The sequence below is a fragment of the Burkholderia sp. MSHR3999 genome, assembly GCF_000833595.1.
Lineage (GTDB): Bacteria > Pseudomonadota > Gammaproteobacteria > Burkholderiales > Burkholderiaceae > Burkholderia > Burkholderia ubonensis.
This window is the reverse complement of record NZ_JRFO01000001.1, coordinates 1,013,669-1,033,080: the sequence shown is the minus strand read 5'-3', so window position 1 is coordinate 1,033,080 and position 19,412 is coordinate 1,013,669. Positions and strand designations below refer to the sequence as shown.

At 71.2% G+C, this 19,412-nt stretch carries 22 protein-coding genes; 6 read left to right on the top strand and 16 right to left on the bottom strand.

The window, feature by feature from the left end; all coding sequences use genetic code 11:
• Nucleotides 1–81: 81 nt before the first annotated feature.
• Both KY49_RS04945 and gloB read right to left on the bottom strand, forming a co-directional pair.
• A complete protein-coding gene (locus tag KY49_RS04945) occupies nt 82–1,641 on the bottom strand; it encodes a transglycosylase SLT domain-containing protein (RefSeq protein ID WP_042583602.1) in 1,560 nt (519 codons plus the stop codon).
• Between the two features lie 152 nt (nt 1,642–1,793).
• Complete coding sequence (gloB, locus tag KY49_RS04940; protein ID WP_042583601.1) at nt 1,794–2,600, bottom strand: hydroxyacylglutathione hydrolase; 807 nt, start codon at nt 2,598–2,600, stop codon at nt 1,794–1,796.
• A gap of 18 nt (nt 2,601–2,618) precedes the next feature.
• Between gloB and KY49_RS04935 the strand changes: the two genes are divergently transcribed.
• From KY49_RS04935 to dnaQ, 3 genes are read left to right on the top strand one after another with little or no spacing between them, the layout of a single operon-like run.
• Nucleotides 2,619–3,431: a class I SAM-dependent methyltransferase gene (locus KY49_RS04935; RefSeq protein WP_042583600.1), complete on the top strand. Its 813-nt coding sequence runs from the start codon at nt 2,619–2,621 to the stop codon at nt 3,429–3,431.
• Nucleotides 3,428–3,871, top strand: coding sequence for a ribonuclease HI (gene rnhA, locus KY49_RS04930; protein WP_042583599.1), 444 nt, complete (start codon nt 3,428–3,430; stop codon nt 3,869–3,871). Before KY49_RS04935 ends, rnhA begins: the two co-directional genes overlap by 4 nt.
• 31 nt (nt 3,872–3,902) lie before the next feature.
• A complete protein-coding gene (gene dnaQ, locus KY49_RS04925; RefSeq protein WP_042583598.1) occupies nt 3,903–4,631 on the top strand; it encodes a DNA polymerase III subunit epsilon in 729 nt (242 codons plus the stop codon).
• 37 nt (nt 4,632–4,668) lie between these two features.
• Here the strand turns inward: dnaQ and KY49_RS04920 are convergent, their stop codons facing one another.
• Nucleotides 4,669–5,001, bottom strand: coding sequence for a YnfA family protein (locus KY49_RS04920; protein ID WP_042583597.1), 333 nt, complete (start codon nt 4,999–5,001; stop codon nt 4,669–4,671).
• Nucleotides 5,002–5,470: 469 nt separating this feature from the next.
• Between KY49_RS04920 and proP the strand changes: the two genes are divergently transcribed.
• A complete protein-coding gene (gene proP, locus KY49_RS04915) occupies nt 5,471–6,961 on the top strand; it encodes a glycine betaine/L-proline transporter ProP (RefSeq protein ID WP_042583596.1) in 1,491 nt (496 codons plus the stop codon).
• A 125-nt stretch (nt 6,962–7,086) separates the two neighbouring features.
• Here the strand turns inward: proP and KY49_RS04910 are convergent, their stop codons facing one another.
• Nucleotides 7,087–7,293, bottom strand: a complete 207-nt coding sequence (locus KY49_RS04910; protein ID WP_042583595.1) for a hypothetical protein — start codon at nt 7,291–7,293, stop codon at nt 7,087–7,089.
• A 152-nt stretch (nt 7,294–7,445) separates the two neighbouring features.
• Nucleotides 7,446–8,075 carry a glutathione S-transferase gene (locus KY49_RS04905; RefSeq protein WP_042583594.1) on the bottom strand — a complete coding sequence of 210 codons (630 nt, stop codon included), beginning with the start codon at nt 8,073–8,075 and terminating at the stop codon, nt 7,446–7,448.
• A 168-nt stretch (nt 8,076–8,243) separates the two neighbouring features.
• Here KY49_RS04905 and KY49_RS04900 point away from each other — a divergent pair, with 168 nt between their 5' ends.
• Nucleotides 8,244–9,449 carry a polyhydroxyalkanoate depolymerase gene (locus KY49_RS04900; RefSeq protein ID WP_042583593.1) on the top strand — a complete coding sequence of 402 codons (1,206 nt, stop codon included), beginning with the start codon at nt 8,244–8,246 and terminating at the stop codon, nt 9,447–9,449.
• A gap of 51 nt (nt 9,450–9,500) precedes the next feature.
• Here KY49_RS04900 and KY49_RS04895 read toward each other — a convergent pair whose 3' ends face one another.
• The 11 genes from KY49_RS04895 to madL form a co-directional block, all read right to left on the bottom strand.
• On the bottom strand, nt 9,501–10,169 hold the full coding sequence (locus KY49_RS04895; protein ID WP_175550626.1) for a phosphoribosyltransferase: 669 nt from the start codon (nt 10,167–10,169) through the stop codon (nt 9,501–9,503).
• A gap of 133 nt (nt 10,170–10,302) precedes the next feature.
• A complete protein-coding gene (locus KY49_RS04890) occupies nt 10,303–10,824 on the bottom strand; it encodes a hypothetical protein (RefSeq protein ID WP_042583592.1) in 522 nt (173 codons plus the stop codon).
• Nucleotides 10,825–10,917: 93 nt separating this feature from the next.
• On the bottom strand, nt 10,918–11,856 hold the full coding sequence (locus KY49_RS04885) for an acyltransferase domain-containing protein (protein WP_042583591.1): 939 nt from the start codon (nt 11,854–11,856) through the stop codon (nt 10,918–10,920).
• On the bottom strand, nt 11,853–12,713 hold the full coding sequence (gene mdcB, locus KY49_RS04880) for a triphosphoribosyl-dephospho-CoA synthase MdcB (RefSeq protein WP_042583590.1): 861 nt from the start codon (nt 12,711–12,713) through the stop codon (nt 11,853–11,855). Before mdcB ends, KY49_RS04885 begins: the two co-directional genes overlap by 4 nt.
• Complete coding sequence (mdcG, locus tag KY49_RS04875; RefSeq protein ID WP_042584562.1) at nt 12,710–13,381, bottom strand: malonate decarboxylase holo-[acyl-carrier-protein] synthase; 672 nt, start codon at nt 13,379–13,381, stop codon at nt 12,710–12,712. The genes mdcB and mdcG overlap by 4 nt, the downstream gene beginning before the upstream one ends.
• Nucleotides 13,368–14,075 (bottom strand): biotin-independent malonate decarboxylase subunit gamma, encoded by a 708-nt coding sequence (mdcE, locus tag KY49_RS04870; RefSeq protein ID WP_042583589.1) that lies wholly within the window; start codon nt 14,073–14,075, stop codon nt 13,368–13,370. The genes mdcG and mdcE overlap by 14 nt, the downstream gene beginning before the upstream one ends.
• Nucleotides 14,062–14,997, bottom strand: a complete 936-nt coding sequence (locus KY49_RS04865; protein ID WP_042583588.1) for a biotin-independent malonate decarboxylase subunit beta — start codon at nt 14,995–14,997, stop codon at nt 14,062–14,064. Before KY49_RS04865 ends, mdcE begins: the two co-directional genes overlap by 14 nt.
• Nucleotides 14,994–15,311 (bottom strand): malonate decarboxylase acyl carrier protein, encoded by a 318-nt coding sequence (gene mdcC / locus KY49_RS04860; RefSeq protein WP_042583587.1) that lies wholly within the window; start codon nt 15,309–15,311, stop codon nt 14,994–14,996. The genes KY49_RS04865 and mdcC overlap by 4 nt, the downstream gene beginning before the upstream one ends.
• Nucleotides 15,312–15,322: 11 nt before the next feature.
• On the bottom strand, nt 15,323–16,969 hold the full coding sequence (mdcA, locus tag KY49_RS04855) for a malonate decarboxylase subunit alpha (protein WP_042583586.1): 1,647 nt from the start codon (nt 16,967–16,969) through the stop codon (nt 15,323–15,325).
• A 121-nt stretch (nt 16,970–17,090) separates the two neighbouring features.
• On the bottom strand, nt 17,091–17,858 hold the full coding sequence (madM, locus tag KY49_RS04850) for a malonate transporter subunit MadM (protein WP_042584561.1): 768 nt from the start codon (nt 17,856–17,858) through the stop codon (nt 17,091–17,093).
• Nucleotides 17,859–17,869: 11 nt separating this feature from the next.
• Nucleotides 17,870–18,265 (bottom strand): malonate transporter subunit MadL, encoded by a 396-nt coding sequence (madL, locus tag KY49_RS04845; RefSeq protein ID WP_042584560.1) that lies wholly within the window; start codon nt 18,263–18,265, stop codon nt 17,870–17,872.
• Nucleotides 18,266–18,491: 226 nt separating this feature from the next.
• Between madL and KY49_RS04840 the strand changes: the two genes are divergently transcribed.
• The gene (locus KY49_RS04840) at nt 18,492–19,340 is read left to right on the top strand and encodes a LysR substrate-binding domain-containing protein (RefSeq protein WP_042583585.1); all 849 of its coding nucleotides are present in this window, start codon (nt 18,492–18,494) and stop codon (nt 19,338–19,340) included.
• The last annotated feature ends 72 nt before the right edge of the window (nt 19,341–19,412 follow it).

The window sequence follows — 19,412 nt, the reverse complement described above, 5'->3', positions numbered from 1 at the left end:
GAAAACGCCGTCACCTCGGTGACGGCGTTTCGTCGGATGATACGGCATCCGGGCCGCGCGGGCGACTGCCCGCGCGCGTGCTTACTTCTTCTTGCCCTTGTGGGCCGCGGCCGCCTTCGGCGCGGCCTTCGCCTTCGCCGCCGGCTTCGCGGCGCCGCGCTTCGCGCCGCGCGCGGCCTTGCCGCCGGTGGACAGGCTCGCGCGCTCGACGTGCGCGCCGCCGACCGAGGTCGCGATCTTCTCGGGCCCCGGCTCCGCCGGCACCGAGCGGCCGACCGGCACGTGCAGCACGAGCGCCTGGCCCGGCATCGCGAGATCGCGATGCGTGCGGTTCCATGCCTTCAACTGGCCGACCGACACGCCGTAGCGGCTCGCGATCGCCGCCATCGACTGCTTGCGGCGCACGCGGATCAGCATCTTGCGCGTGTCGGGCACGTCTGGCTCCATCGCGAGCACGCCGTTTTCGGCGACGTCCGCGCTGATGTCCTCGTCATCGTCGTCGCCGCGCGGCACGACGATCGTCGAGCCCGGCTTCAGGCGCATGCCGGCGGGAATCTTGTTCACCGACATCAGCGTATCCGCGTCGACGCCGATCTTCTCGGCGATCGCCGCCGGACGCGCGCGCTCGGTGACCGTATAGGTGGTCCACGACGACAGCTGGCCGCCGTACGACTTCAGGTTCTTCTCGAACGCCGACGCGTTGTCGAACGGCAGCAGGATCTGCGGCTCGGTCGCGCCGAGGATCACCGGCTTCGCGAACGACGGGTTGAGCGACTTGAATTCGTCGAGCGGCAGGTTCGCGAGCTTCGCGGCGACCGTCACGTCGATGTCGCGAGACGTCGTGACCGTCACGAAATACGGGTGGTTCGGGATGTCCGGCAGCGCGAGGCCATACTGCTGCGGATTCGCGATGATGTTCTTGACCGCCTGCAGCTTCGGCACGTAGTTGCGCGTCTCGTTCGGCATCCGCAGGCTCAGGTAGTCGGTCGGCAGGCCGGCCGCCTGGTTGCGCGCGATCGCGCGCTGCACGTTGCCCTCGCCCCAGTTGTACGCGGCCAGCGCGAGATACCAGTCGCCGAACATGTCATGCAGGCGCGACAGGTAGTCGAGCGCCGCGCTCGTCGACGCGAGCACGTCGCGCCGCTCGTCCTGCCACATGTTCCGCTTCAGGTTGTACGTGCGGCCGGTGCCCGGCATGAACTGCCACATGCCCGCCGCCTTCGCGACCGACAGCGCCTGCGGGTTGTAGGCCGACTCGATGAACGGCAGCAGCGCGAGCTCGGTCGGCATGTGGCGCGACTCGAGCTCCTCGACGATGTGATACAGGTACTTCTGCGAACGCTCGGTCATGCGCTGCACGTAATCCGGGCGCTGCGTATACCAGGTGGTCTGCATGTCGACGAGGTCGGTCTGCAGGTCGGGCATCTGGAAACCGCGGCGGATGCGCGCCCACAGATCGGAGTCGGCGCTGGTCAAATCGCCGACCGACTGCTTGTCGACGTCGACGGTTTCCTTGGCGGTGGCGGACTTGCGCAGGTAGGTGGACGTCGCCTCGGCATCGGCGGCGGAATTGGCGACAGGTCCCTGGCTCGCGCACGCGGCGAGCAGCAGGACCAGCATCGCGCTCAATAAAAGTCGCATGAAAATCTCGGCTTCCGACGGCTGAAAATTGCAGGCGATACTACGGAAGTGCGTGCTTCACGTCAATAAAAACACCGAAAACTCAGCGAAATCCGACATTTGGAGCAAATTTTACAGACTCCGGATGAGCTTTGGAGTCCTCCGGAAAACTGTCATCGGAACCGGTTTTTCCACTCCCGCAGCAGCCTGAACGCAGTCAGGCGATCCGGAACCGATTCATGCAGCTGCGCTTCCAGCGTCGCGTGGATCTCCGCGCTGTCCGCGCGCAGGAACGGATTCACCGCGCGCTCGTGCGCGATCGTGGTCGGCAGCGTCGGCACGCCGCGCGCCCGCCGGGCGGCCGCCTCGTCGCGCCACGCCGCGAGCGCCGCGTTGCCCGGCTCGCACGCGAGCGCGAAGCGGATGTTCGACAGCGTGTACTCGTGCGCGCAGTGCACGCGCGTGTCGCCCGGCAGCGCCGCGAGCGCGTCGAGCGACGCGAGCATCTGCGCGGGCGTGCCCTCGAACAGGCGGCCGCAGCCGCACGAGAACAGCGTGTCGCCGCAGAACACGTGCGGCGCCGCGGCGCCTTTCCCTGCCTGCTGGAAATACGCGATATGGCCGCGCGTATGCCCGGGCACGTCGAGCACGTCGAACGCCAGCGCGGGCGCGTCGAGCGTCACCCGGTCGCCGCCGCGCAGCGGGTGCGTGACGACGCCGATTTCCTCGCCGGCCGGGCCGTAAACGGCAAGCGGCGCATCGTCCGGCCGGCCATCGATCAGGTCGGTGACACCACCGACATGGTCGGCATGGTGGTGGGTGAGTAAAATAGCGGTCAACCGCCAGCCTCTTTCGGAGAGAGCCCGGCGCACCGGAGCGGCTTCGCCCGGATCGACGGCGATCGCTTCGCTGCCGTCCGACACGAGCCAGATGTAGTTGTCCTCGAATGCCGGTACCGGCATGTATTCCAGCTCGTTCATGGGCGCGCAATCATCGCTATGTCTGATCGACAAATTATAGACTGGCCCGCCTGGACCGACTCGCCTCCCGGCCGCTACGTGCTGGGCTGGGAGCAGGCGCAGCTCGACCGCGTCGTGTCCGACGTGTTCGGGTTCCACGCGCTGCAGCTCGGGCTGCCGCAGCTCGACGCGCTGCGCGAGAACCGCATGCCGTATCGCGGCCTCGTGCTCGATCCGGCGAGCGGCGCGAGCGCGCCCTACCAGTATCCGTGGGCGCGCGAGGCGCACGCGCCCGAACATGCGCCGGCGGACCGCAGCACCACGTGGTGCGACCTGCTCGACCTGCCGTTCGAGTCGCAGAGCGTCGACCTGATCGTGATGCCGCATACGCTCGAGTTCACGTCCGATCCGCACCGCCTGCTGCGCGAGGCCGAGCGCGTGCTGATGCCGGAAGGCCAGCTCGTGATCACCGGCTTCAATTCGCTCAGCCTGTGGGGGATGCGGCAGTCGTTCGGCAAGATGGCGAACCGGCCGTTCGTGCCGGCCACGCGCGACCAGATCGCGTTCATCCGGCTGAAGGACTGGATCAAGCTGCTCGGCTTCGACCTCGAACGCGGCCGCTTCGGCTGCTACCGGCCGCCGCTCGCCTCCGACCAATGGCTCGCCCGCTACGGCTTCATGGAAGCCGCGGGCGACCGCTGGTGGCCGATCTTCGGCGCCGTCTACATGGTGACGGCCGTCAAGCGCGTGCGCGGCATGCGGCTCGTCGGCCCGATCAAGGTGAAAAAGCCCGTGCTCGCGCCGGGCCTCACGCCGGCGGCCTCCCCGACCACCCATCAAGAACAGTCATGACTACCGACACCATCGACATCTATACCGACGGCGCCTGCAAGGGCAACCCCGGCCCCGGCGGCTGGGGCGCGCTCTTGCGCTACGGCGACCGCGAAAAGGAAATGTTCGGCGGCGAGCCGAACACGACCAACAACCGCATGGAGCTGATGGCCGTGATCGCCGCGCTCGAAGCGCTGAAGCGCGAATGCCGCGTGGTCGTGCACACCGATTCGCAATACGTGCAGAAAGGCATCAGCGAGTGGATCCACGGCTGGAAGAAGAAAGGCTGGGTCACCGCGGCGAAGACGCCCGTGAAGAACGCCGATCTCTGGAAGCGGCTCGACGCGCTCGTCGCGCAGCACCAGGTCGAATGGCGCTGGGTCAAGGGCCACGCCGGCCACCCGGAGAACGAGCGCGCGGATGCGCTCGCGAACCGCGGCGTCGAATCGCTCGCGGCCTGACCGCACTCCCGTTTCTGCTGATTTTTCCGACATGCGCCAGATCATTCTCGATACCGAAACCACCGGCCTGAACCCCCGCGCGGGCGACCGCCTCATCGAAATCGGCTGCGTCGAGCTGCTGAACCGGCGGCTCACCGGCAACAACCTGCACTTCTACGTGAACCCCGAGCGCGACAGCGATCCGGGCGCGCTGGCGGTGCACGGCCTCACGACCGAATTCCTCAGCGACAAGCCGAAGTTCGCGGAAGTCGTCGATCAGATCCGCGACTTCGTCAAGGGCGCCGAGCTGATCATCCACAACGCGCCGTTCGACCTCGGCTTTCTCGACGCCGAATTCGCGCGGCTCGACCTGCCGCCGTTCACCGAGCATTGCGCAGGCGTGATCGACACCCTCGTGCAGGCCAAGCAGATGTTCCCCGGCAAGCGCAACTCGCTCGACGCGCTGTGCGACCGCTTCGGCATCAGCAACGCGCACCGGACGCTGCACGGTGCCTTGCTCGACTCGGAGCTGCTCGCCGAGGTGTACCTCGCGATGACGCGCGGCCAGGACAGCCTCGTCATCGACATGCTCGACGACGACTCAGCCGACGGCGGCGCGGCGAACGGCCAGCGCGTGTCGCTCGCGTCGCTCGACCTGCCGGTGCTGGCCGCGAGCGACGACGAACTCGCCGCGCATCAGGCCCAGCTCGACGGCCTCGACAAGTCGGTCAAGGGCACCTGCGTGTGGCGCCGCACGCCTGCGGCCGGCGACGCGTCCTGACGCCAGAGCGTGATGCCGGCGCGTCGCGGCCGTGCGCTCACGCGCGCGGCTGCAGCGCGATGACGGCCATCCCGGCCAGCGCGAGCGCCGCGCCGGCCGCGTCCCAGCGGGTCAGCGCGACGCCGTCGACCGCGCGCAGCCACGCGAGCGCAACCGCGATATACACGCCGCCGTACGCCGCATAGGTGCGCCCCGCCGCGCTCGGATGCAGCGTCAGCAGCCACGCGAACAGCGCGAGCGACACCGCCGCCGGCGCCAGCAGCCACACCGGCCGCCCGGCCTTCAGCACGAGCCATGGCAGGTAGCAGCCGATGATTTCGGCCAGCGCGGTGGCGGCGAACAGCGCCGCGACTTTCATCAGTTCAGACATCCCGGATCCTCGTCGTTTGGCCCTTCTGGCGGGGTCGTTTCGGCCCCGTCGCGCGCCGCCGATCATACCCGAGCGAGCCCCACCACACGGGCATTTCGCGGCAATTTGCACGATCATCCGCCATCGTGCTATCATGTCGCCTGTTTCAACATTCAATCTCTGTCATTTCGATTTTGAGAGAAATCCGTCCGCACGCTGCGGGCCGGCGCTTCGCTCGGAATTGCATCCACAGGAAAGCGCGCCCGTCGGGCCTGTTTTTCTCGTTTCGCCGCCCTTACCAGGCGTCTGCCGCACGCATCACGCGGCTCCTTCTTCATGAGCGCCATGTCGCAACGGCCCGCCGGGCCCGCGTCGAAGCAGCCCCTTTCGCAGTAAGCGCCTAATGGCCTGCCCCGACGCGCCGCGTGCGACACCGCGCTCGCCGGCAAACCGTGTCGGACGCCCGCGTCCGGCGCAGTCAAAGGAGTGCATGACCTTGACCGCAACACACGTCAGCCCGACCGCTGCCTCTTCTTCCGCTTCGTCGTCCGACGGCGCCCCACTCGCCGCCGACGACATTACCGTCGTCGACCAGAGCCTGCTCAAGCGCGCCGTCAGCGCGATGGCCATCGGCAATGCGATGGAATGGTTCGACTTCGGCGTCTACAGCTACATCGCCGTCACGCTCGGCAAGGTGTTCTTCCCGTCCAGCAGCCCGTCCGCGCAGCTGCTCGCGACCTTCGGCACGTTCGCCGCGGCGTTCCTCGTGCGCCCGCTCGGCGGCATGGTGTTCGGCCCGCTCGGCGACCGCATCGGCCGCCAGCGCGTGCTCGCGATGACGATGATCATGATGGCCGTCGGCACCTTCGCGATCGGCCTGATCCCGAGCTACGCGTCGATCGGCATCATGGCGCCCGTGCTGCTGCTCGTCGCCCGCCTCGTGCAGGGCTTCTCGACCGGCGGCGAATACGGCGGCGCCGCCACCTTCATCGCCGAATTCTCGACCGACAAGCGCCGCGGCTTCATGGGCAGCTTCCTCGAGTTCGGCACGCTGATCGGCTACGTGCTGGGCGCGGGCGTCGTCGCGCTGCTGACGGCGTCGCTGTCGCAGGAAGCGCTGCTGTCGTGGGGCTGGCGCGTGCCGTTCCTGATCGCGGGCCCGCTCGGCCTGATCGGCCTCTACATCCGGATGAAGCTCGAGGAAACGCCGGCGTTCAAGCGCCAGGCCGAGGCCCGCGAAGCGCAGGACAAGGCCGTGCCGAAGGCGCGCTTCCGCGAGACGCTGCTCGCCAACTGGCGCGCGCTGCTGCTGTGCGTCGGCCTCGTGCTGATCTTCAACGTGACCGACTACATGGTGCTGTCGTACCTGCCGAGCTTCATGTCGTCGACGCTGCATTTCGACGAATCGCACAGCCTGGTGCTGGTGCTGCTCGTGATGGTGCTGATGATGCCGATGACGCTCGCCGCCGGCCGCCTGTCCGACAAGGTCGGCCGCAAGCCCGTGATGCTCGCCGGCTGCGTCGGCCTGCTCGCGCTGTCGATCCCGTCGATGATGCTGATCCACACGGGCACCACGGCGGCCGTGTTCGGCGGCCTGCTGATGCTCGGCGTGCTGCTGTCGTGCTTCACCGGCGTGATGCCGTCGGCGCTGCCGGCGCTGTTCCCGACCGAAATCCGCTACGGCGCGCTCGCGATCGGCTTCAACGTGTCGGTGTCGCTGTTCGGCGGCACGACGCCGCTCGTGACCGCGTGGCTCGTCGACACGACCGGCAACCTGATGATGCCCGCGTACTACATGATGGGCGCCGCGGTGATCGGCATCGTGTCGGTGCTGGCGCTGGCCGAAACCGCCCGCCAGCCGCTCAAGGGCTCGCCGCCGGCCGTCGCGACGCGCCGCGAAGCGCACCAGCTCGCGCGCCAGCTGCGCGACGACGAAGACGACGCGGGCCTGTACAGCGTGGCCGCCACCGCGCGCGCGTAAGCGCGTTGCCCAAAACGACGGGCCCCGGCATTGCCGGGGCCCGATCGAACGGCCGGTCGCCCGGCCCGAACGCCCGACCGGCGCTGCGCCGGCCGGGCTTTTTCATGCTTGCCGCGCCGCCGCGCTCATGCGTGCGCGTCGCAATGACGGCAGAAGATCAGCGCGCGCGAGCGCGACACCGCCGCCTGCGCGCCGCGCGCCGCGACGATCAGGCCGACCTGCCCGAGATTGAAATCGCGCTCGACCATCAGCTGCGTCAACGCGGCCAGCGGCAGCACGACGGACGGGTGGTACAGGCTCGATTCGATCAGGGCTTTCATCGTCAACTCCATCAGGCAATGCGGCATCGGATGGAGTGAATTCTAGGGACGGCCGAGGTCCGGATAAATCGCCTGAAAACGAAGTCACTTGTCGGCTGTGGGAAACAATCGGCGTGACCATCGCCGGATCAGCCGCGCGGCGGACGAACCCGGCGGGGGAACCACTAGGCGAGCGGCGTCTCGACGAACGCCGGCAGCGCCTCCGCGCGCGCCGAATGCGCGGCGAGCGCCGGGAAACGGGCCGGATCGATGCGGGCCAGCGCCGGATAGTCGGCCGCCATGAATTGCGTGAAGCGCCACGCGACCGCGACCGTCACGTCGGACTGCATCACGCGTGCGCCGCCGAGCCAGCCTTCCACGCTCGCGACCTGCTTTTCGAGCTCGCCGTACGCCGCCTCGAGCTGGCCGAGCACGCGGTCGAGCCACGGCTGGTGCTGCTTTTCGGCCGGACGCAGGCCGTGCTCGTAGACGACCTGCACCGTCTTCTCGGCCGCCGCCAGCGCGAAGCCGACCGGCACGAGCGCGCGCAGCCGCGCGTCGGGCGCCTCGGGCAGCAGGCGCCGCTCCGGCGCGACGAGGTGGTCGAAATAGTCGACGATCAGGGACGAATCGATCAGCGTCGCGCCGTCGTCGGTGACGAGCGTCGGCGCCTTGACGACCGGGTTGATCGTCTTGAACGTGTCGAACTGCCGGAACACCGACACCGACTGGTGTTCGAACGGCAGGTCGAGCAGCTTCGCCGAGATCGCGGCGCGCCGCACGAAGGGGGAATCCAGCATGCCGATCAGCTTCATCGCAAAAACTCCGCTTGAGGGAATGGGACCGACGACTGTAGCAGCGTGCGGTGCCTGCGCATAGGCCGGCGCCGGCCGTGCAACGCGAACCCGGTACAAACGCGCCCCCCGCGGCGCGCGAACAGTGACCATAATGCAGATTCGCCCATCGCCACCGGAAGGTCCGCCATGTGGTATGCCCTGTTCGAACAGCAGCGGCAATGGCTGCGCGCGTGGCGCGCGGCCACCCGGGACGCATTCGACGCGTGGCCGGCCGCGACGCTGCCGCACGCCGCGTCCTCTTGCTACGCCGACCTGTTCGAGCCCCTGCTCGGCCCGCCGGCCGAACCGCCTCCGTTCGCTTTCGGGGCGGGCGACGTCGCCGAGCGCCTCGTCGCCCAGACGCCGTTCTGCGGCCTGCGCCGCTTTTCGCACGACCGGCGGGCGGCGCGCGCCGTGCTGCTGTGCGCGCCGCTCGCCGGCCATGCGTCCGTGATGATGCGAGAGACCGTCGAGGCGCTGCTCGACGACGGCGACGTCTGCATCACCGACTGGGCCAACGCGCGCGACGTGCCGCCCGCTGCGGGCCGCTTCGGCCTCGACGAATACGTGGCGATGCTCGATGCGTTCGTCGACGCGCTCGCCCAGGACGGCCGGCCGCTGCACGTCGTCGCCGTCTGCCAGGCCACGTTCCCGGCGCTGGGCGCCCTCGCGCTGCGCGCGCAGCGCGGGCTCGCGCCGCCGGCGAGCGTCACGCTGGTCGGCGGGCCGCTCGACGCGCGGCGCAATCCGAGCACACTCGGCATCGCGGCCGCGTCGCACTCGCTCGACTGGTGCCGCCGCCGTCTGATCGACGTCGTGCCGGCCGGGTTCGCCGGGCAGGGCCGGCACGTGTTTCCGACCTACCTGCAGCAGGCCGAGATCGCGATCGTCTACCCGCACCGCTACCTGTCGCTGCTCGACCGCTACACGCAGGCGGCGTGGCGCCTGGACGTGCGCGCGATGACGGACGCGCGGCGCGCGCTGCACGAATACACCGCGCTGCTCGACATGCCCGCCGAATACTTTCTGGATACCGTCGACATCGTGTTCCAGCGCGCGTGCCTCGCGCAGCGCACCTGGCGCGTGCACGACGTCCCCGTCGACCCGGCCGCGCTGCGCGCCACGACGCTGCTGACGGTCGAAGGCACCCGCGACGCGGTCACCGGCGCCGGGCAGACGCATGCCGCGCATGCGCTCTGTCGAAGTCTCGCGCCGGGCGAGCGGCATCGGCTCGACGTCGACGGATGCGATCACTACGGGCTGTTCACGGGCGCGCGCTGGCTCGACGATGTGCATCCGGCGCTGCAGGCCGTGTTCGCGCAGGCCGAGAAGCCGCGCGCGACGCGGCACTGAGCCGGCACCAAGCGGGCACGAAGCGGGCACGAAGCGGGCACCAAGCCGACATCAATCAGACGCCACCCCGCCTTCCGGCGCGCGGCGCGCCGCGTCGAGCAGCACGCGCACCTCATCGTCGCTCGTCTGCTCGAAATGCGCGTAGAACTGGCTGATCCCGAAGAACGACAGCGGTCGCGACACGACGACGAACGCGTCGGCCAGATCGTCGAACTTGCGCTGCACACCGGCCGGCGCGACCGGCGCCGCGGCCACCACGCGGGCCGGGCGGCGCTCGCGCAGCGCCTGCAACGCGACACGCATCGATGCGCCGGTCGCGATGCCGTCGTCGACGACGATCACCGTGCGCCCTTCCACCGGCACCGGCGGCCACGCGCCGCGGTACAGCGCCTCGCGGCGCTGCAGCTCGACGGTTTCGCGCGCGATCACGTCGGCGAGCTGCGCGTCCGACACGTCCATCGACCCGATCACCGAGCGCTGCAGATAGATCGCGCCGCCGGTCGCGATCGCGCCCATCGCGAGCTCGGGGTCGTACGGCACGCCGAGCTTGCGCACGACCAGCACGTCGAGCGGCGCATCCAGCGCGCGGGCAACCGGAAACGCGACCGGCACGCCGCCGCGCGGCAACGCGAGCACCACGACGTCGGTGCGCCCCGCGTACTCGTGCAATGCATCGGCGAGCTGGCGGCCCGCATCGGCGCGATCGAGAAAACGATCCATCACGATCCGCCCCTTTCGTTCGCCGGCGCCCGGTCGCGCATGCGCTGTGATCACACCGACGTTACGTCAATGAGCATGGTGCATGCGATCCGCCAATTCAAGCACGCCGACGGGTATACGCGGCGGCGCCGTGTCAGAGCCCGCCCGCGCGCCGGTACAGGCGCCAGAACGATTGCGCATAGGATTGCGCGAGCTCGGGCGCGCGCTCGAACACGTTCACCGTTTCGGCGTGCGCCGGCGCACTGTCGGACAGCGTCGCCAGCGCGACGCTGTCGTCGGCGATCACGAACCGCGGCGCCGGCGCGTCGCGCCGCATGTCGATCGCGACGTCGATTCCCGCGCCCTTCAGGAAGCCCGCGCCGCTGTACTTGCCGGCGCGCGCCGTGCGCACCAGCACGACCCGCACCTCGAGCCCGCGCCCGCGCGCGTCGTGCAGCGCGCCGGCCACCGCAGGCGGCACGTACGCGTAACCGGCCAGCAGCACGCGGCGCTGCGCGTGCCGGATCAGGTCGACGGTCGCGTCGGCCGCGGCGTCGTCATACGAAAAATACGCGCCGACCGACGCGGCGTCGGACGGAATCGGGGTGGCGTGGGCGGTCGCCGCGCAGCACAGCGCGGCGACGAGGAAAGCGGCGGGTCTCATGGCGGGCGCCATTTTAGCGACGCCAATACGCGTGGCAAGCGCGCTCTGCAACGCTGCTGCGCCGGCGCAACACGGCCCGCCGTGAGCGGGCGCGCGCAGGCGCGCTCAGCCTGCCGCGACGCGCGCGAGCCAGCGCGTCGCGCCGTCGATCGAACGGAAATCGGCGAGGCTGCGCGCCGGCAGCGCCGGATACGCGCCGGCCGCCATCTCGGCGAGCGCGCGGCCCGGGCCGAGTTCGAGAAAGGCCGTCGCGCCGGCCTCCACGCAAGCGGCGAGACAGGCCGCCCATTCGACCGGCTCGGCGCTCTGGCGCGCGAGCTTGTCGAGCCCGTCGGCGGCGTCGAGCACCGACGTGCCGTCGATGCCCGCAAACAGTCGCGCACCGGGCAGCGGCCGCCGCACGCGCACCGCGGCCAGCGACGCGCGAAACGCCGGCACCGCCGCCGCGAGCCGCGGCGTATGCGACGCGATGCGCACGCCTACCGGCGCCACGCGCAGCGCGCCGTCGCGCAGCGCATCCGCGGCCGCCGCGTCGACGTCGTCGCGCCGGCCGGCGATCACGAACGCGTCGCCCGGGTTGGCGATCGCGATCGCTGCGCCGTGGTCGGCGCACAAGCGCGCGAGATGGTCGCGCGGCAGGCCGCGCACGAACGCCATCCGTTCGTCGCCGCCGCTCGCGGCGTCCATCGCGCGGGCGCGCGCGTCGGCGAGGTCGAGCGCATCGTGCGGATCGATCAGGCCCGCGACGCTCCACGACGCGACTTCGCCGACGCTGTAGCCCGCGATGCAGCGCCGGCGCGGCCACGCGGCTTCGAGCAGCGCGGCGGCGACGAGCGCCTGCAGCGTGCACAGGATCTGCGCCGCGCGGTTTTCGTGCAGCGCGAACGGGGCGGCGTCGCGCACCCACGTGCGCGGATCGCCGCCGAGCAGCCGGCCCGCGTGCGCGAACAGCGCGTCGGTCTGCTGCGTGACGCCCGCGCCGGTCAGGTCGAACATGTCCGCGCGCTGGCCGCCTTGCCCGGAACACAGGATCGCGAGCGTCATCGCGCCGCCTCGTCGCGCTCCAGCGCATCGACGAAGACGCTCATCGCGAGCAGGTCGGCCGCGCCGCCCGGGCTCAGCCGACGCGCGACGAACGCGCGATGCGCGGCGGCCGCGCGGCGGCGCCAGTCGGGCGCGCGCACGCCGCCGCGCGCGACGAACGCGCGCGCGGTCGCCCGCGCGAACGCGAGGCCCGCCTGCCCGCCCCGGTGCAGCAGGTTCGTATCGTCGAGCGCGGCGATCAGCGCGAAGCACGCGTCGACGCGCGCCGCCTCCGGATCGTCCGGCACGTCGCGCGCCGCGCGGCGCAGCGCGGGCAGCCCGACGCGATACACGCTGTCGAACCCGCCGGCCGCTTCGCCGCGCGCGCCGCCGACGCCGTAGCGGCGGCTCGCACGCTCGCCGTGGCTGCCGGGCAGCCGCGGCCCGCCGACGATGTCGGCGCCCCAGCGGCGCGCGACCGACGCGCCGAGCGTCAGGCCCTGCGGCGCGGCGCCCGGCCGGCCGCGACGGCCCGCCGCCGCGCACAGCAGCCCGAGCCCGAAGATCGCGCCGCGATGGGTGTTGACGCCGCCCGTCGCGGCGAGCATCGCGTGCTCGGCGCGCAGGCCGATCTTGCGCAGCGCGGCCATCTCCGCGTCGCGCGCTCCCGCGTCGGCCAGTTCCGCGAAATACGGCCGCAGCACGGCCGCGCTGCGCGCAAACGTCGACGCGTCCATGTCCGCATGGCTGCCGGCATCGACGTGGCTGACGAGCCCCGGTTTCGGATAGGTCTCGATCTCGAGCAGCAGGCTGCGCTCGGCGAGCGCCGCGATGCGCCCGGCATCGGATGGCGCCGCCGGCAGCGCCACGGCGCTCATTGCACGCTCCCGGCGAGGAAGGCGGCGGCAGGACCGAGCGCGACGCCGCCGGCCGTCTTGATCGCGACGTCCGGCACGCCGGCGTGCAGCTCGCGCCAGTTGACGCCCGCGCCGTCGTCGCGCAGCAGTTCGCCGTCGACGCGCATCGGCGCGCGCGCGTCGATCGCCGCGAGTCCGTCGAGCAGCGTCGCGGCGTGCGCGGCGCCCGGCAGCGGGAAGAACACGTCGAGATCCGATGCGCCAGTCAGGTAAGGCTCGCCCGTCAGCGCCTGCCACGCGAGGCTGCCGAACACGCGCCCCTCTATGCCACAGCGCGCGCCGAGCGCCTCCAGGTCGAGCAGCGGCTGCCGCCACGCGGCGGGCGCGGCGCCGAGCACCGCCGCAATCGCCGGCGGCGCGCCGACCGATGCGAGCGCATCCGCGCCGACGCTGACCGCGATGCGCCGCTTGCCCGCCGACGGCGGCAGCGGGATGCCGAGCGGCACGCCGCTGCCGTCGATTTCACCGGGCAGCGCGCGACGCACGACGAGCGGCCAGCCGCGTTCCGCCCATCGGCGCACGGGCGCGTCGGCGGCGAGCGCCGCGTCGCGCGCGAACAGCGCCGCCCACCCCGCCGCCGTCAGCGTGACGAGGGTGTGGCGCCGCAGCGGCGCGTCACTGTGCGGCACGCGCGAGCTCATGGACGCGCTGCGCGACGTCCGCCGCGACCGGACGGCCGCGCGCGGCGCGCCGGTCGACGCGGTCGGCCGGCCGGTCGAGCCATTCGGCAACCTGCGCATCGAGCCCGCGGGCCGGATCGAGCACTGCATCGACCGCGCCCATCTTCACGAGGTTGTCGAGCCCCGGCGCGAACACCGGCGTCGAGCGCGCCTTTTCCTTCAGCACGTCGAGCGGCAGCTTCGTCACGCGCGCCATCGACGGCAGGTCCATCACTTCGGGATCGGCGCCCGGCAGCGCGAGCAGCACGCGCGTCGCGAGCGCGGTCGCGATGAACGCGCCGGCGGCCGTGTGGCCGTACAGCAGGCCGATCGTCCGGTGCCCGGCGAGGTCGGCGTGCATCAGGCACTTCGCGAGATGCGACAGGCCTTCGTTCAGGCCCAGCAGCTCGTCGCGCTTGCTCATCCGCTGGCTGTCGCTGTCGACCAGCGCGAGGATCGGCGTCGCGCCGCCGCGCTCCAGCGTGGCGAGCACGTGCGACGCGAGCCGCAGCGCCTCGTCGATGCCGAACGGCAGCCGGTCGGCGACGCCGATCACGTCGACGCGCGTGCCGGCCAGCTCCGCGTGGCCGGACAGCAGGCCGCCGTCGCGCACGATCGCGTGACCGTGCGGAAACAGCGACATGAGGACTTCATCGAGCGTCATGCGAGGGCTCCTGGAGTTGGTCGGCAAGCGCGGCGAACGCGGCGTCCGGCATGCCGGGAATGTCCTCCGGCGCGCTCGCGCCGAGCGTGCGCCACACGTCGAGCGCGTCGGCGCACGCGCCGAATCGCGCGACCCGCGCTTCGAGCCGCGCCTGCTCCGCGCGCAGCATCGCCGCGTCGAACGCCGGCGCGCGGCCGATCAGCTCGAGCGCGGCCGCGCGGAACGCGTCGGGCGTATCGGCGACGTAGCGGTCCGCGCCGCCGATCAGCCGCCGGTGCTTGCCGCCCATCGTGCGCCAGATCAGCGCGCGGTCCTTCGCGTCGAATTCCTCGACGCCGCGATGGGTCTCGATCACTTCCGGCCCGGACACGCTGATGCGGCCCTGCTCCGACACCGCCAGCGCCGAGCAGCATGCGGCCAGCAGCCCGCCGCCGCCGTAGCAGCCCGCGCGCCCGCCGATCAGCCCGATCACCGGCACGCCGGCCGCGCGCGCGTCGACCAGCGCGCGCATGATCTCGGCGATCGCGAGCTCGCCCGCGTTCGCTTCCTGCAGCCGCACGCCGCCGGTGTCGAACAGGATCAGCACCGGCGCCGTGCCCAGCTCGCGCGCGGCGCGCAGCAGGCCCGTGAGCTTCGCGCCGTGCACTTCGCCGAACGCGCCGCCCATGAAACGGCCTTCTTGCGCGGCGACCAGCACCGGCTTGCCGTCGAGCAGGCCGCGCCCGACGATCATCCCGTCGTCGAACTGCTGCGGCAGGTCGAACAGCGGCAGGTGCGGGCTCGTCACGCGCTCGGCCGGCCCGAGGAATTCGGTGAAGCTGCCCGCGTCGAGCAGGCCGTCGACGCGCTGCCGCGCGGACGCCTCGTACCAGCTCGACGCGTTCGCGACGAACGCGCTCGCGTCGTGGATCACGTCGCTCATGCCGCCTCCCCTTCGATCGCCCGCACGGCCTGCGCGAGCCGCAGCGACACCATATCGGGCCGCGCGCCGCCGTCGTTGATCGACAGCTTCAGGCCGCCCGGCGCGCGCCGCTCGACGAAATCGGCCACCACCGCCTGCCAGACCGCGCCGAAGCCGACCGCCGCGGTGCGGATGTCGATCTCGCACGCGTTGCCCGGCAGCACCCGTTCGACCAGCACTTCGAGATTGCCGGACGCGACCACGCCGACGAGCGCCGTGGTCAGTTCGCCCTTCGCGCGCGCACGCGCGGTGAAGCGATAGTTCAACTGTTCCATTGCCCTCTTCCTTACCAGTTGCGGAACCGCGCCGGCGGCGCGTACAGCCCGCCCGACCAGTGCACGAGATCCTTGATCGAGCGCGCGGCGAGCCAGCGGCGGTCCGCGTCGAGCGGATCGATGCCGAGATCCTCCGGGCGCCGGATCACGCCGCGCTCGCGCAGCCGCTCGACCATCTTCCGGTCGCGGCCGCGGCCGACTTCCGTATAGCCCGCGACGCCGCGAATCGCCTGCTCGCGCTCGTCCCTGTCGCGGCACATCAGCAGGTTCGCGATCCCTTCCTCGGTGACGATGTGCGTGACGTCGTCGCCGTACACCATGATCGGCGCGAGATCGAGCTGCAGCTTGTCGGCGAGCTTCAGCGCATCGAGCTTCTCGACGAACATCGGCACGTTCTTGTCGCCGAAGGTCTCGCCGATCTGCACGACGAGCTTGCGGCCGCGCCGCAGCGCCGCCGGCGTGTCGGGGTCGGCCTCCTCGCCCGCCTTCAGCCACGGCTCGCTCGGATGGCGCCGGCCGCGCGCGTCGCTGCCCATGTTCGGCGCGCCGCCGAAGCCGGCGATGCGCTCGGCCGTGACCGTCGACGAATGGCCGGACAGGTCGATCTGCAGCGTCGAGCCGATGAACATGTCGCACGCGTAGAGGCCGGCCGTCTGGCAGAACGCGCGGTTCGAGCGCAGCGAGCCGTCGGCGCCCGTGAACCACACGTCGGAGCGCGCGCGGATATAGTCGTCCATCCCGACTTCGGAGCCGAAGCAGTGGATCTGCTCGACCCAGCCCGATTCGATCGCGGGAATCAGCGTCGGGTGCGGATTGAGCGCCCAGTGCGTGCCGACCTTGCCCTTCAGCCCGAGCTTCTCGCCGTAGGTCGGCAGCAGCAGCTCGATCGCCGCGGTGTTGAAGCCGATCCCGTGGTTCAGGCGCTTGATGCCGTACGGCTGGTAGATGCCCTTGAGCGCGAGCATCGCGGTCAGGATCTGGGTCTCGGTGATCGCGGCCGGGTCGCGCGTGAACAGCGGCTCGACGTAGAACGGCCGCCCGGCTTCGACGACGAAATGCACGCGGTCGCCCGGGATGTCGACGCGCGGCACCTTGTCGACGATGCGGTCGACCTGCGCGATCACGATGCCGTCCTTGAAGGCCGTGGCCTCGACGACGGTCGGCGTGTCCTCCGTGTTCGGGCCGGTGTACAGGTTGCCGTCGGCGTCCGCGCTGACCGCGGCGATCAGCGCGACCTGAGGCGTGAGGTCGATGAAGTAGCGCGCGAACAGTTCGAGGTACGTGTGCACCGCGCCGAGCGCGATCTTGCCGCCGAACAGCAGCTTGGCGATCCGCTGCGACTGCGGGCCCGAATAGGCGAAATCGAGGCGCTTCGCGATGCCCCGCTCGAACACGTCGAGATGCTCGGGCAGCACGACGCCCGACTGCACCATGTGCAGGTCGTGCACCTTCGCGCTGTCGACGTCGGCGAGCGCCGTCGCGAGCAGGTCGGCCTGCTTCTGGTTGTCGCCTTCGAGGCAGACCCGGTCGCCCGGCCGCAGCACGGCTTCCAGCAATGCCACGGCGTCGCGCGCGTCGACCCGCTTGCCCCGCGCGAGGTGCGCGCCGGCCGCGAGGCGGGCATCGCGCGCAAGTCGCGCGTGATTCCATCCCGTCATAGAGTTCTCCTGCCAAGCCTGCTCGTGATTCGGTTCAGCGGCATTCTAAGCCGGCCGCCGCCGTCGATTGATGATGATGTCCAATGCGACCCAGAGGCCGCCGCGATGGATGCGCGTCGCGTCACGCGCCGGCCAGCGCGCGCGTCGCGAAGAACAGCACCGACGGCCCGAGCAGGCAGCCGACGCCGGTGTGGAACGTCGCGACCAGCGCGCCGTACGGCACGAGCCGGCGGTCGGTCGCGGCGAGGCCCGCGCTCACGCCGCTCACGGTGCCCGCGAGGCCGCCGAAGATCATCGCGGAGCGCGGCGTCTTCAGCCCCATGAAACCGGCCGCGAGCGGCGTGCCGACCATCACGATGATCGCCTTCACGAGCCCGGTCGCGATGCTGAGCGCGATCACGTCGGAGCTCGCGCCGATCGCGGCGCCGGTGACCGGCCCGACGATGTAGGTGACGGCGCCCGCGCCGATCGTCGTCATGCTGACCGCGTCCGTATAGCCGAACGCGCGGGCGACGCACGCGCCGACGATGAACGGCAGCACGGTGCCGAGCAGGAGCGACAGCACGCCGACCATTCCGGCCTTCCTCGCCTCGGTCGGCTGCACTTCGAACGCGGTCGCGACGATCGCGAAATCGCGCAGCATCGCGCCGCCCATCAGGCCGACGCCGGCGAACAGCGGCACGTCGGCGATGCCCTTCGCGCCGCCGGTGAACGCACCGCCGACATACGCGAGCGCGAGGCCGATCAGGATCGCGATCGCCGAGCCGTGCACGCGGCCGAACGTGAGCTTGTGCGACGCGATCGACGCGATCCACATGACCAGGCCGACGAGCGCGAACGACGCGACGAGGCCGTTATGGGCAACGGTTCTTTCGAGCATCTGCAGCATCGCGGCCTCCGTCATTGCTGGTCGAATTGCGGGACGACGGCGAACGCCGTGTCGTCGCGGCCGGTGCGCGCGAGCACCGCGATGCAGCCCGCGCAGATCGCGACCGCGCCGACGGCGGCCAGCAGCGCGACCGGCCCGCCCTTCAGCGCGGCGACGACGTTCTGGTTCGCGGCCATCGCGACGACGACCGGGATGTACATCGCGCCCCAGAAGCCGACGCCGGCCTCGGTCTCCTTCGGCAGCCAGCCGCGGCGGTGCAGGTAAAGACGCAGGCCGATCAGCAGCAGCATCGCGATGCCGACGCCGCCGACGTTGGTCTTCACGCCGATCGCGGCGCCCAGCAGGTCGCCGAGGAACAGCCCGGCCAGATGGCAGAACGCAAGCAGCGCGGTTCCGTAGATGATCATGAGTCTCGTCTCCTTCCAGGTGTCTCCCGCGGCGGTGCGCCGCGGCCCCGGCGGCTCGTCGTGCGAGCGCATTCTCGGGCGGTCGATGGGATGATGCGGCTTCGGGTCCGCGCCCGGATGCCGTAGACTGCCCGAAGCAGCCGCCGGCGTGGGGCGTGAGCCGATACTAGCGCCGCAAAATCCGGCCATTTATGAAGTTGTCGAAACCGATTCAGTGGGTTTAGCAATGCGTCCGTTACCGCCCGAGCTGCTGCGCAGCTTCGTCGCCGTCGCCCAGTCCGGCAGCTTCACCGCCGCGTCCGAGCGCGTGAGCCTGTCGCAGTCCACCGTCAGCCAGCACATCCGCCGCCTCGAGGAGCTGCTCGACCGGCCGCTGTTCGAGCGCGACACCCGCAACGTGCGCCTGTCGCAGCACGGCGACGCGCTGTTGCGCTACGCGGTGCGCATCCTCGAGCTGATGGACGAGGCCGTCACGTCGGTGTGCGGGCCGCCGCTGTCGGGCAAGGTGCGGCTCGCGATGTCGGAGGATTTCGCGTCGGCGCACCTGACCGCCGCGCTCGCGAGCTTCGTGCAGCGCAACCCGGACGTCGAGCTGGCGATCGCGACCGGGCTGTCCGGCGACCTGTTCGACGCGCTCGACGAAGGCCGGCACGACCTCGTATTCGCGAAGCGGATCGCCGGCAGCCGGCGCGGCCGCGTGATCCGCAGCGAGCCGCTGTACTGGTGCGCCGGCCCCGAATCGCGGATCACCGGCCACGAGACGGTGCTGCCGCTCGCGCTGCATCCGGAGCCGAGCGTGTCGCGGCGCCGCGTGCTCGAAACGCTCGACGCGATCGGCCGGCCGTACCGGATCGCGGTGGTGAGCAGCAGCGTCGCGGTGCTGCGCGCGGCCGCCAGCGCGGGGCTCGGCGTCAGCGCGTTCGCGGGCTACGTGATTCCGGCCGGGCTCGCGCGGCTCGACGCGGGGCTGCCCGAGCTCGGCGAGCTCGAATACGTGATCGACCGCCCCGCCGCCGCGTCGCGCTCGACGCTTGCACTGGAGGCAACGCTGGTCGCCGCCGCGGCCGGGCTGTAACGTGCGGTCGCAACGCGCCGGCCGGGCGGCCCGCTCCACGTCCGCCGCCCGCTGACAATCCTGCCCGGGACG